Source organism: Streptomyces gamaensis (assembly GCF_042656465.1).
Lineage (GTDB): Bacteria > Actinomycetota > Actinomycetes > Streptomycetales > Streptomycetaceae > Streptomyces > Streptomyces gamaensis.
The window spans coordinates 86,262-97,993 of record NZ_JBHSPB010000017.1; the positions used below are offsets into that span (position 1 = coordinate 86,262).

Genomic DNA, 11,732 nt, shown 5'->3' on the forward strand with positions numbered 1-11,732 from the left:
CCGAGGGGGCGGCCCGTCGGAGCCGCCCCCACGGGCCCGGCTCACAGCACCGACAGCTCCGCCACCAGGTCGTCCAGCCCCAGCGAACCCTGCGAGAGCGCCGCCATGTGCCACGCCTTCAGGTCGAACGCGGCACCGTGCGCCCTGCGCGCCGCCGCCCGGCCCGTCAACCAGGCCCGCTCGCCCAGCTTGTAGCCGATGGCCTGGCCCGGCATGCCCAGATAGCGCACCAGCTCGCTCTCGACGTACGGCGCCGGGTGCGAGGAGTGCCGGGCGAAGAACTCCTGTGCCAGCGCGGGCGTCCAGCGCTCGCCCGGGTGGAAGGGGGAGTGGGCGGGGATCTCCAGCTCCAGGTGCATACCGATGTCGATGATCACGCGGACGGCCCGCATCATCTGGCAGTCGAGATAGCCCAGGCGGCGCTCGGGGTCGGCGAGGAAGCCCAACTCGTCCATCAGGCGCTCCGCGTACAGCGCCCAGCCCTCGGCGTTGGCGCTGACCTGGCCGAGCGTGGCCTGGTAGCGCGAGAGCCGGCCGGCGACGTGCGTCCACTGCGCCAGCTGCAGATGGTGGCCGGGCACGCCCTCGTGGTACCAGGTGGAGACCAGGTCGTAGACCGGGAAACGGGTACGGCCCATCGTCGGCAGCCAGGTGCGGCCCGGACGGGAGAAGTCCTCCGACGGCGGTGAGTAGTACGGGGCCGCGGCGGTGCCGGGCGGCGCGATGCGCGACTCGACGCGCTTGACCCGCTCCGCCAGGTCGAAGTGCGTGCCGTCCAGCGCCTCGATCGCCTCGTCCATCAACTGCTGCAGCCAGCGGCGCACCTCCTCCACGCCCTCGATGTGCGCGCCGTGCGTATCGAGATGGGCCAGCGCCTGCCAGGGGGTGGCCGCGCCCGGCAGGATCTTCTCCGCCTCCGTGCGCATCTCGCCCAGCAGACGGTGGAACTCCCCCCAGCCGTACGCGTACGCCTCGTCCAGGTCGAGGTCGGTACCGTTCCACAGGCGTGCGAAACGGGTGTAGCGCTCGCGGCCCACCACGTCGGGCGCGCCCTCCACGGCGGGGGCGTACACCTCGCGCAGCCAGTCGCGCAGCGCGGCCAGGGCGCCGGTCGCGGCGGCCGCCCCCTCGTCCAGCTCCGTGCGCAGTGCCTCGGGCCCGGGCGCGGTGAACTCCCGGAACCAGCCGCCGTCCGTCCCGATCCACTCCGCCAACTGCCCGACGACCGTGGCGACTTGCCGCGGACCGCCCGGCAGCTTGCGGGCGAGGCCCTCGGCGAGGGAAGCGCGGTAGCCCTCCAGGGCGGCGGGCACGGCCCGCAGCCGCGCGGCGACGGCCGCCCAGTCCTCGTCGGTGTCCGTGGGGGTGATCGTGAAGACGTCCCGGACGGCGTGCAGCGGAGAGTGCAGATTGCTGACGGTGCGCAGCGGTTCGTCCGCCTCGTGCACCGCGAGTTCGGCGGTCAGCCGCTCCCGCAGCAGCCGCGCGCAGCGCCGCTCGCGCTCGTCCTCGGCACCCGGCCGCTTCTCCGCTTCGGCGAGCCGGTCGAGGGTCGTGCGCGTCAGGGAGGCCACGGCCTCCTGTCCGGAGGGCGAGAAGTCCGGCAGGTGCCGGGAGGACTCCGGCACCCCCAGATACGTGCCGGTGATCGGGTCGAGCGCGGTGTACGCGTCGACGTGGGCGTCGGCGATCCGACGGGGCAGCGCGTCACTGGTGTGGTTGGGCATGCGGCACATCCTCGTACGCGACGCGCGTGCACGCCACGGGGTATCGCGTCCGCGCCGGACGCACGACCGGGGCGGCTACGGTTGCCGGCGCGCCGCCTCGGGGGTCTGCGCGAGCCGGGCCGTGACGACGAGCGTGCCTTCCTCCATCTGGTAGTCCAGGGGCAGGTCCAGCGAGCGCATCGCCGCGACCATGCCGGTGTTGGACGCCTGGGTGACGGCGTAGACGCTCTCACAGCCGGCCGCGCGCGCCATCTCCGTCAGCCGGCGCAGCAGTTGGCGCCCCACGCCGCGCTGCTGCCACTCGTCCTCCACCAGCAGCGCGATCTCGGTCTCCTCGCCGTCCCACAGCAGATGCCCCAGGGCCACCAGTTGCCCGGAGCCGTTCCAGGCGGCCAGGGTGCGGCCGAAGCGCGGGCCGAGCAGGTGCCGCAGATAGCGGTCGGCGTCCCCGGCGGGACCGTGGTAGCGCGCGGCCAGCGTCGCGGGCGAGCAGCGCTCGTGCATCTCGTGCGCCGCGGCCAGGTCGCCGGAGTCCGCACGGCGCACGGTGATCCCGCCGCCCTCGGGGAGCTCCAGCACGTCCCCGTGGCGGGGCAGCCGGGGGCCGAGCCGCGCGTCGAGCTCCACGAGCGCGCGGGCCCGGGCGAACTCGGTGGGGGTGAACGGCAGATACGGGCGCTCGACCGTGATCGTCCCCCCGGCCGGGTCCCGCAGCCGCATGACCGTGCCCTCCCACGAGCCCTCCGCCGGCAGGGGCCGGCCCTTGCGCGGGCCGCGGGCCGGGGTGTGGCGGATGGTGCAGCGGCCGAACAACTTGCGGAGGGCCAGGGGGAGTTCCGCCGTGTCCAGGGCGGTGCGGGTGGCGAGGTTCAGGGCCCGGGTCGGGGCGTCGACGAGGTCGTGGGCGTCCGCGCGCTCCAGCCAGGTGTCGCGGCCCCCGCCGGCCGCGGCCGCCGCGGCCAGCTCGGCGCGGGGGAGCACGGCCGGGGCGCGCAGCAGCAGTTCGTCGACGGTGCCGTCGGCCAGCGGGTGCGTCTGCAGGCTCAGGATGTCCACGCGGTGGCGGGCCAGTGCCAGGCACAGGGTGGCCAGGCTGCCCGGCTCGTCGCGGACGGTCGTCCGCATCCGCCACAGCGCGGTCGGGCCCTCGTCGCCGGAGGCCGGCGCGGGCGGGACGGCCGGCAGGTGCCGCCGGGCGCGCTCCCGGCGGCGCCTGCCCCACCAGGTGTGGAAGCCGGCCGTGGCCAGCAGCGCCCCGGCCGAGCCGAACAGCAGGGTCGGCCCGTCGGGGCCGTGCGCGACCGTGTTGGCCACGGCGTCGGCGGCCGCGACCGCCGTGAACAGGGCCGCCAGCTCGACGGCGTCGTGCCGCCAGGCGCCGGTCCGCTGCGGGTGGGCGGTGGGCTCGTCGGTCATGGGGCCCACCCTGACCGAGCGGTGTTGCGTGATCGAGAACGGTCTGTGACCAGTGGGTAAAGGGCACTCCTTGTCGGTAACTGTCCGGTTTTCTCAGCGGTTTTTCTCTGCGTTTTTCTCTGGCGTTCTTCTCTGGGGTTCTGTGTCTCAGGCCCGCTGCCGCAGGGCCATGAGCGCGTCCTGCACGCCCCGATGGAACGTGGGGTACGCGTAGATCATGTGCAGCAGCGTCTCCACCGGCACCTCCGCCTGCACGGCCACCGCCAGCCCGTAGAGCACCTCGCCGCCCATCGGCCCCATGGAACACGCCCCCACCAGGACCCCGCGGTCGGCATCCTCGACGAGCTTGACCAGGCCCTCGTTGCCCGCCTTGTGGATCCAGCCGCGCGAGGAGGACGGCACCCGCGACAGGGCCGTGCGCACCCGCAGCCCCCGCTCGCGGGCCTGCTCCTCGGTCAGGCCCACCGCGCCGATCTCCGGGTCGGTGAACGTCACGCGCGGCAGCGCCCGGTAGTCGGCATCCGGCCCGCCCCGGCCGAGCACGTCCCGGACGGCGATCTCCGCCTCGTGGATCGCGACGTGGGTGAACGCCCCGTGCCCGGTCATATCGCCCACGCCCCACAGACCCGGCGCCGCCCGCATCCGGCCGTCGACGGGCAGCGCCCGCGCGGCCGGATCGAGCCCCACGGTCTCCAGGCCCAGCTCACCGAGGTCCGGGCGGCGGCCCGTGGCCACCAGCAGCCGCTCGCCCGTCAGTCGCGTGCCGTCCGCGAGGACGAGCGTGAACTCCCCGCCGTCGTGGCGCACTTCGGCCGCCCTCGCGCCCGTACGCAGCTCCATCCCCTCCTTGCGCAGGATCCCGGCGAGCAGCTCGGCCGCCTCCGGCTCCTCGGCCGGCACCAGCCGTTCCAGGGCCTCGACGACGGTGACGCGGGTGCCGAAGCGCGCGTAGACCTGGGCGAGTTCCACCCCGATCGAGCCGCCGCCGAGCACCAGCAGCGAGGCGGGCGCCTCCTTCGCGGAGACCGCTTCCCGGTTCGTCCAGTACGGCGCACCGGCCAGGCCCGGCACCGGCGGGATCTGCGGGCGGGAGCCGGTGGCGAGCACGACCCCGCGCCGGGCCGTGAACTCCCGCGCGGCCTCCCCGGCGGACTGTGCCGCCACGCTCACCCGCCCCGGCCCGGCGAGCCGGCCGCGGCCGCGCACCAGGCGTCCGCCCTTGCCGGTGAGGCGCTCGGCGGCGACCCGGTCGTCCCAGTCGTCGGTGGCCTCGTCGCGGATCGGCGCGGCCACCGGCGTCCAGTCCGGCTCGACGCGCGCCGCGCCCGCCATGCCGGGGACGCGCCGGGCCTCCGCGAGCAGGTTCCCGGCCCGGATCATCATCTTGCTGGGCACACAGCCCCAGTACGGGCACTCGCCGCCCACCAGCTCCGCCTCGACGCCCACCACGGCGAGCCCGGCCTCGGCCAGCCGGCCCGCCACGTACTCGCCGCCCGGACCCAGCCCGATGACGACGACGTCGACGACATCGACCTCCTCGGCAGCCCTGTTGCTCATCGCGCACCGACCTCTCGCTCGCACCGCGCGGGACGGGCCCACCATGCCATCGCGGGCGTGCCCCGGCGGGCCGACGCGCCACTGCCGCGGCCCGGGGCGCGCGGGCCGGGAGGATCAGCCGGCGGAGCGGGGGCGGGTGGCGTCGAGGATGACGCGGGCGACGAGCGCCGGATCGTCGTTCATCGGGACGTGCCCGCAGCCGGGCAGCCGCACCAGCCGCGCGCCGGGGATCAGCCGCTTCAGCCGCGCCCCCTGACGGCGCGGCAGGATCCGGTCACGGGTGCCCCAGCCGACCGTCACCGGCACGTCCGGCACGTCGTGCGTGAACAGCACGCCGCCCCGGCCCGCCGCGAGCGTGGCCTCGAAACCGGTCGCCTCGCGCATGGCCCGCGTCTCGGCGATCACCGCGTCCGGCGAACGGCGGCCCGGCCGCGCGTAGATGGGGCTCACCAGGGCCGCCCGCCCCGCCGCCGTCCGCGCCAGCCGGGCGACGGCCTGCGGGGAGAGCGAGAGCGCGCCGCGCCGCATGCCCGTCAGCACCGCGAAGGCGTAACGGCGCTCGGCCTCCGTCCAGAATCCGGCGGGGGAGAGCGCGGTGACGCTGCGCACCAGCTTGTCGTGGCCCAGTTGCAGGGCCAGCAGCCCGCCGAGCGAGTTCCCCACGACGTGCGGCCGGTCCAGGCCCAGGGTCTCGAAGAACGCCCCGAGCACCGGGGTCACGCCCTGCAGGTCGTAGCTGATGTCGCCGGGCAGCGCGGGGGAGGACCCGAAGCCCGGCAGGTCGACGGCGATCACGTCGCGCTCGGCGGCGAGGATCCCGGTGACCGGGTCCCAGGCCTGCAAGTGATGCCCTATGCCGTGCAGCAGGACCAACGGTTCACCGCCGCCGAGGCGTTCGTAGGACATCTCGACGGTCCGTGCTCCGGCGGGGGTCGTGACACTGAAGGCGACTGTGTCGGTCATGGGGTGGCTCCTCGTCGTCCGCGGGCGGCAGCCGATGTACCGAGACAGGATGTCAGCAACGGTTACTCCTGGGTAGACCCTGTGCGGTCAGTATGGGCGCCCCGCCCCGCGGACCCGCAGCCGGACGGGCCGAACGGATGAGAGCGCGATGAGAGCCACCTCATGTGGACAAGTCGCGGCGCGGGCGGCTGGGATGGAGCGGTGACGACGACGAGGGAACGCGCGCTGACGGCGTTCGAGGAACAACGGCCCGTCCTGACCGGCGTGGCCTACCGCATGCTGGGCCGCGTCGGGGACGCCGAGGACATCGTGCAGGAGGCGTGGCTGCGCTGGTCCCGCGCCGAACACGGGGACGTGCGCGACGCCCGCGGCTATCTCGTACGCGTCACCACCCGGCTCGCCCTCGACCGGCTGCGCCAGGACCGCGCCCGCCGCGAGGCGTACGTCGGGCCGTGGCTGCCCGAACCGCTGGTCACCGACTACGGGCCCGCCGTGCCCGACACCGCCGAGCAGGCGGTCCTCGCCGACTCCGTCTCCCTGGCCGTGCTCGTCGTCCTCGAATCCCTCTCCCCGCTGGAGCGCGCCGTCTTCGTGCTCCGTGAGGCCTTCGGCTTCCCCTACCGGGAGATCGCCGAGGTACTGGAGCGCTCCGAGGCGGCCGTGCGCCAGCTGGCGGGGCGCGCCCGCCGCCATGTCGACGAGCGCAGACCCCGGTTCGCCGTCGACCCCGTCCAACGCCGCGAGCTCACCGAGCAGTTCCTCGCCGCCGCCGGTGGCGGCAGCTTCGAGCGCATGCTGGAGCTCCTCGCCCCCGACGTCCGTCTCGTCGGCGACAGCGGCGGCAGGAGCAAGGCGCCGCTGCGCGTCATCGAGTCCGCCGACAAGGTCGCCCGCTTCCTGCTCGCCGTCGCCCCGAACACCCCCGCCGGCGCCGAGTTGCGCTTCCTGGAGCTCAACGGCGGCCCGGCGGTGCTCCTGCTGGACGGCGGACGCCCGGACACCGCGCTGGCCCTGGACGTCGTCGACGGCCGGATCACGGCCGTCTACCTCCAGCGCAACCCGGACAAACTGGGCGCGCTCGCGGGGGGTTGAGACCGGGCGGTCACAGCCCGCCCGCCACCCGCAGCACCGCGCCCGTCGTGTACGACGCCTCCGCCGACAGCAGCCAGGCCACCGCCCCCGCGATCTCCTCCGGCTCGCCGGGGCGGCCCATCGGCACGGCCGAGGCCTTCTTCCACGGCCGTTCCGGGTCGCCCATGGCCGCGTGGATACCGGTCGCGATCATGCCCGGCTGCACGCAGTTGACGCGGACGCCCTCCTCGGCGAGCTCCTTGGCCAGCCCCACCGTCATCGCGTCCACGGCCGCCTTGCTCGCCGCGTAGTGCACGTACTCACCGGGGGCGCCCAGGGTCGCGGCCGCCGAGGAGATGTTCACGACCGCCCCGCCGGTGCCGCCGTGCCGCGTGGACATCTCCAGCGCCGCCCGCCGTGCGCAGAGCAGTGCGCCCGTGACGTTCACGTCCACGACGCGGCGTATCCGCTCCACCGGTGTCTCGGTGAAGCGGCCCAACAGCCCCGTGATCCCCGCGTTGTTGACCAGACCCGTCACCGGTCCCAGCCGCTCGCGCACCGTCGCGAAGAGCTCGTCCACCGCGCTCTCGTCGCTGGTGTCGGCCCGCACCGCCACACACGCGACGCCTTCCGCGCGCACGGCCGCCGCCGTCTCCTCCGCAGCCTGCCGGTCGCGTGCGTAGCCGATGCCGACGCGGTGGCCCGCGCGCGCCAGGCGGAGCGCGACGGCCGCGCCGATGCCCCTGCCGCCGCCGGTGACCACAGTGACCTTGTCCGTCACGGACATTCCCGCCGCCTTCCCCCGAGATGTACACCGATGATCGATCACCGTAACGGAAGCCGCGGAGCATCACGGCATTGGTCTTGACCAAGCCTGTGCGCCGCCCTATGGTCGCAGGCATACTGCAACAACCTTTCATAAAGAAGAGCGCGAAAAGCTGGCGGAGGATCAGGGTGGGGATCACACAGCCGGAAACGGTGCCGGAGCCGAAGTACTGGCACCTGAAGACCGTCCTGAGCGAGGCGCTCGACTCGGAGTTCGCGGTGGGGGAGATCCTGCCCAACGAGCGTGAGCTCGCCGCCCGTTTCGGCGTGGCCCGCGCCACGCTCCGCCAGGCGCTCGAACAACTGGAGCTGGAGGGCCGGTTGCAGCGCCGCCGGGGCGTCGGCACGACCGTCGCCCCGCCCCGCACGGTCGTCGCCGTCGGCGACGGCGAGCGCTCCTGGCCCGGCGGCGGCCCCGAGATCTGGCAGCCCGTCGACTCCGCCGAGGCACAGCCGCCGCACGCGGTCGCCCGCGCGCTCGGCGTGCCCTCCGACGACCCGGTGCACGTCGTCCGCCGCATCCGCAGGAGCCACGGGCAGCCCGTGGCCGCCGAGTTGCTCTACGTCCCGGCCGCGACCCTGCCCGCGACGGCCGCCCTCGGCACGCTCGCCGGAGCCGCCCGCGCCCGCGCCGTCCTGCGCGAACTGCAGCGCCTCCCGCTCGACGGGCAGGACCGGTCCGTCGAGCTCGGCTCGGCCCGCGCCGACGACGCCAAGAAGCTCGACCGGCTGCCGGGCGCGCCCGTACTCCTGGTCACCACGCGCTACTTCGCCGGAGGCGGCACGGCGGCGGTGTCCGTGGCCACGTACCGGGCCGACACCTGCAGGCTGACGTTCGGGGACACGGGCGGGCCCGGCATGCAGCTGCTGGCGGGCTGAAACGGTTCGACGCGCGCGTTACGGGGCACCTGGGCCGACGGACAGGTCCTGGCGCCCCTCCACCGCGAACAGCTTCTCCTCCACCTGGTCCAGAGCCAGCCGCAACGCCCCCGTCGCCACCGCCGCCTCCCCCAGGAGCGACTGCACCACCCGGGGCGGGCGCAGACAGTAGCGGGCCAACTCGGCGCGCAGCGGCGGCAGGAGACCGTCCAGCCCCGCGGCCCAGCCGCCCACCACGACGAGCTCCGGGTCGAGTGCCAGGACCAGGGCGGCCACGTCGTGCACCAGGCGGCGCATGAAGCGCTCCACGGCCGCCCCGGCCCGCTCGTCGCCCGAGCGCGCCAGCGCGAACACGCGCGCCACCTGCCCCTCGTCCAGCGGGTGCAGCGGCTCGCCCGTCGTCGACAGGACCTCCTCCGGGGTGGCCTCGCGGCCCAGCAGGTGCAGCGCGCCGATCTCCCCGGCGGCGCCGCCGAAGCCCCGGTGCAGCCGGCCGCCGATGAGCGAGCCGGCGCCCGGGCTCAGCCCGGCGAGGACGAAGACGACGTCCTGCGAGCCGGTGGCCGCGCCCTTCCAGTGCTCGGCCACGGCCGCCGCGTTCGCGTCGTTCTCCACCAGCACCGGGCAGTGGAAACGGGCGCGCAGCCGCTCCCCGAGCGGCAGCCCCGTCCAGCCGGGCAGCGCGGTGCCCAGCCGCACCGTGCCGTCCGCCTCGACGATGCCCGGGCCGGCCACCCCGACCGCCCACAGCGAGGCCGACGGCACGCCCGTACGCTCCAGCAGGCTCTCGACGGTGCGGCGGACGCACGCCAGCCGTTCGTCGGCGGACGCCGTCTCGGTCACCGCGGCCGACTCGGCGCCGACGACCTGCCCGCCGAGATCCGCCAGCAGCACGGCGACCCGGTGCGCCCCGATCTCGATGCCCAGCAGATGCCCGGCCTCCGTCCGGAACCGGAACCGGCGCGCCGGACGGCCCTGCCGCCGGGCCTCGCCCTCCTCGGCGGGCACCTCCGCGACCAGACCGGACTCGACCAGCCCCTCGACCACGCCCTCCACGGTCGGCCGGGACAGCCCGGTGACCCGCACCAGATGCGTGAGGGTGGGGGCGGTACCGGGCACCGGGGAGGCGGCGGCACGCAACGCCCGCAGGACCACGGCCGAGTTGATGCGCCGCAGCAGAGACGGGTCCCCACCGGTGAGCCGCCCCACGTGCCGCCTCCTGCTTTGCGTGTCCTTTGCCTGCCCGGCGGATGGTAGCCGCTGCCGGGCAGGGTGGCGAGCCTTCCCGGGCGGGCCCGCACCCGCCGTGCTCAGCCGGCCTCGGCGGCCGCGCGCAGCCGCCCGTACTCCTCGGCCATGCGCGGCAGCGTCCACGAGGCGTTCAGACCACTGGGGTTGGGCAGCGCCCAGATCCGGGTCGCGCCGATCGTCCGCTCCTGCGGGCCGATCACGGCCTTCTTCTCGCCGAAGGCGGTGCGGTAGGCGGTGACGCCGACCACCGCGAGCACGCGCGGCCGCAGCCGCTCCACCTTGGCGGTCAGGATCCGGCCGCCCTCGCGGAACTCCTCGGCGGATATCTCGTCGGCCCGCGCCGACGCCCGCGCCACGACATTGGTGATGCCCAGCCCGTACCCGAGGAGCTCCTCCTGCTCGGCCGGCCGCAGCTGCCGGGGCGTGAACCCCGACGCGTGCAGCACGGGCCAGAACCGGTTGCCGGGGCGCGCGAAGTGGTGCCCGGTCGCGGCCGACATCAGCCCCGGGTTGATGCCGCAGAACAGCACCCGCAGACCGTCCGCCACGACATCGGGCACCAGACGGTCGCGGGCTGCCCGCAGTTCGGCGGGCGTCATGTCAGAGGATCGCGCCCGGCACGTAGGCCGCGGCCTCGGGGTGCTTGCCGGCGATCTCCTCGATGCGGGCCACGAGCGAGGCGACCTGGTCCGCCGCGGCACCGGTGAAGGACAGCTTGTCGGCCATGAGCGCGTCCAGGCCCGCGCGGTCCAGCGGGATGCGCTCGTCGGCGGCCAGCTTGTCGAGGAGCTCGTTGCGCTCGGCGCCCTGCTCGCGCATCGCCAGCGCGGAGGCCACCGCGTGCTCCTTGATGACCTCGTGCGCGACCTCCCGGCCGACCCCGGCCCGCACGGCCGCCATCAGCACCTTGGTCGTGGCGAGGAACGGCAGGTAGCGGTCCAGCTCGCGGGCGACGACCGCGGGGAACGCGCCGAACTCGTCGAGGACCGTCAGGAAGGTCTCCAGCAGCCCGTCGAGGGCGAAGAACGCGTCCGGCAGCGCGACCCGGCGCACCACGGAGCAGGAGACATCGCCCTCGTTCCACTGGTCGCCCGCCAGCTCACCGGCCATGGAGGCGTAGCCGCGCAGGATCACCATCAGACCGTTGACGCGCTCGCAGGAGCGGGTGTTCATCTTGTGCGGCATCGCCGAGGAACCGACCTGGCCCGGCTTGAAGCCCTCGGTCACCAGCTCGTGCCCGGCCATCAGCCGGACCGTCTTCGCCAGCGAGGAGGGGGCGGCGGCCAGCTGCACGAGGGAGGTGACCACCTCGTAGTCCAGCGAGCGCGGGTAGACCTGGCCTACGGAGGTGAAGGCGTGCGCGAAGCCCAGGTGGTGGGCGATGCGGCGCTCCAGCTCGGCGAGCTTGTCCGCGTCACCGCCCAGCAGGTCCAGCATGTCCTGCGCGGTGCCGACGGGGCCCTTGATGCCGCGCAGCGGGTAGCGGCCGAGCAGCTCCTCGACGCGGGCGAAGGCCACCAGCAGCTCGTCGGCGGTGGTCGCGAAGCGCTTGCCCAGCGTCGTGGCCTGCGCGGCCACATTGTGGGAGCGGCCGGCCACGACCAGCTCCGCGTGCTCGGCGGCGAGCCGGCCGAGGCGGGCCAGGACGGCGACGGCGCGGTCCCGGACGAGCTCCAGGGACAGCCGGATCTGCAGCTGCTCGACGTTCTCGGTCAGGTCCCGGGACGTCATGCCCTTGTGGACGTGCTCATGGCCGGCGAGGGCGTTGAACTCCTCGATACGGGCCTTCACGTCGTGCCGCGTGACCTTCTCGCGCTCGGCGATCGAGGCCAGGTCGACCTGGTCCAGGACCCGCTCGTAGTCGGCGAGGGCGGCGTCCGGCACCTCGATCCCCAGGTCCTTCTGCGCGCGCAGGACGGCCAGCCACAGGCGGCGCTCCAGCGTCACCTTGTACTCGGGGGACCACAGGACGGCCAGCTCCGCCGAGGCGTAGCGGCCGGCGAGGACATTGGGGATACGGGGTTTTGCAGGCGCAGCAGTCAC

Annotated in this window: 10 protein-coding genes; 2 read left to right on the forward strand and 8 right to left on the reverse strand. The window is 74.7% G+C overall.

Annotation, left to right across the window (positions count from 1 at the left end; genetic code table 11):
- Positions 1-41: 41 nt before the first annotated feature.
- The 4 genes from ACFP1Z_RS24935 to ACFP1Z_RS24950 form a co-directional block, all read right to left on the reverse strand.
- Positions 42-1,727 (reverse strand): DUF885 domain-containing protein, encoded by a 1,686-nt coding sequence (locus ACFP1Z_RS24935; protein ID WP_390319632.1) that lies wholly within the window; start codon positions 1,725-1,727, stop codon positions 42-44.
- A 75-nt stretch (positions 1,728-1,802) separates the two neighbouring features.
- Positions 1,803-3,143, reverse strand: a complete 1,341-nt coding sequence (locus tag ACFP1Z_RS24940) for a GNAT family N-acetyltransferase (RefSeq protein WP_390319633.1) — start codon at positions 3,141-3,143, stop codon at positions 1,803-1,805.
- Between the two features lie 147 nt (positions 3,144-3,290).
- Positions 3,291-4,700, reverse strand: coding sequence for a dihydrolipoyl dehydrogenase family protein (locus ACFP1Z_RS24945; protein WP_390319634.1), 1,410 nt, complete (start codon positions 4,698-4,700; stop codon positions 3,291-3,293).
- A gap of 114 nt (positions 4,701-4,814) precedes the next feature.
- Positions 4,815-5,663, reverse strand: coding sequence for an alpha/beta fold hydrolase (locus tag ACFP1Z_RS24950; RefSeq protein WP_390319636.1), 849 nt, complete (start codon positions 5,661-5,663; stop codon positions 4,815-4,817).
- Positions 5,664-5,825: 162 nt separating this feature from the next.
- Here ACFP1Z_RS24950 and ACFP1Z_RS24955 point away from each other — a divergent pair, with 162 nt between their 5' ends.
- Positions 5,826-6,755 carry an RNA polymerase sigma-70 factor gene (locus ACFP1Z_RS24955; RefSeq protein ID WP_390319637.1) on the forward strand — a complete coding sequence of 310 codons (930 nt, stop codon included), beginning with the start codon at positions 5,826-5,828 and terminating at the stop codon, positions 6,753-6,755.
- Positions 6,756-6,765: 10 nt separating this feature from the next.
- On the opposite strand, the gene ACFP1Z_RS24960 is transcribed toward ACFP1Z_RS24955, so the two are convergent.
- Positions 6,766-7,521, reverse strand: coding sequence for an SDR family oxidoreductase (locus ACFP1Z_RS24960; protein WP_390319638.1), 756 nt, complete (start codon positions 7,519-7,521; stop codon positions 6,766-6,768).
- Between the two features lie 167 nt (positions 7,522-7,688).
- Here ACFP1Z_RS24960 and ACFP1Z_RS24965 point away from each other — a divergent pair, with 167 nt between their 5' ends.
- Positions 7,689-8,438 (forward strand): GntR family transcriptional regulator, encoded by a 750-nt coding sequence (locus ACFP1Z_RS24965; protein WP_390319639.1) that lies wholly within the window; start codon positions 7,689-7,691, stop codon positions 8,436-8,438.
- Positions 8,439-8,456: 18 nt separating this feature from the next.
- Here the strand turns inward: ACFP1Z_RS24965 and ACFP1Z_RS24970 are convergent, their stop codons facing one another.
- The 3 genes from ACFP1Z_RS24970 to purB all read right to left on the reverse strand — a co-directional run bounded on the left by ACFP1Z_RS24970 (position 8,457) and on the right by purB (position 11,732).
- Positions 8,457-9,647 (reverse strand): ROK family protein, encoded by a 1,191-nt coding sequence (locus ACFP1Z_RS24970; protein ID WP_390319640.1) that lies wholly within the window; start codon positions 9,645-9,647, stop codon positions 8,457-8,459.
- A gap of 101 nt (positions 9,648-9,748) precedes the next feature.
- Positions 9,749-10,288, reverse strand: a complete 540-nt coding sequence (gene mug, locus ACFP1Z_RS24975) for a G/U mismatch-specific DNA glycosylase (protein ID WP_390319641.1) — start codon at positions 10,286-10,288, stop codon at positions 9,749-9,751.
- A 1-nt stretch (position 10,289) separates the two neighbouring features.
- The gene (gene purB / locus ACFP1Z_RS24980) at positions 10,290-11,732 is read right to left on the reverse strand and encodes an adenylosuccinate lyase (protein WP_390319642.1); all 1,443 of its coding nucleotides are present in this window, start codon (positions 11,730-11,732) and stop codon (positions 10,290-10,292) included.

Bases quoted from the DNA above. Each gene is read 5' to 3' on its own strand.
- ACFP1Z_RS24935 (WP_390319632.1), bottom strand. From the start codon at position 1,727: ATGCCCAACCACACCAGTGACGCGCTGCCCCGTCGGATCGCCGACGCC.
- ACFP1Z_RS24955 (WP_390319637.1), top strand. From the start codon at position 5,826: ATGTGGACAAGTCGCGGCGCGGGCGGCTGGGATGGAGCGGTGACGACG.
- ACFP1Z_RS24950 (WP_390319636.1), bottom strand. From the start codon at position 5,663: ATGACCGACACAGTCGCCTTCAGTGTCACGACCCCCGCCGGAGCACGG.
- ACFP1Z_RS24945 (WP_390319634.1), bottom strand. From the start codon at position 4,700: ATGAGCAACAGGGCTGCCGAGGAGGTCGATGTCGTCGACGTCGTCGTC.
- ACFP1Z_RS24940 (WP_390319633.1), bottom strand. From the start codon at position 3,143: ATGACCGACGAGCCCACCGCCCACCCGCAGCGGACCGGCGCCTGGCGG.
- mug (WP_390319641.1), bottom strand. From the start codon at position 10,288: ATGACGCCCGCCGAACTGCGGGCAGCCCGCGACCGTCTGGTGCCCGAT.
- ACFP1Z_RS24960 (WP_390319638.1), bottom strand. From the start codon at position 7,521: ATGTCCGTGACGGACAAGGTCACTGTGGTCACCGGCGGCGGCAGGGGC.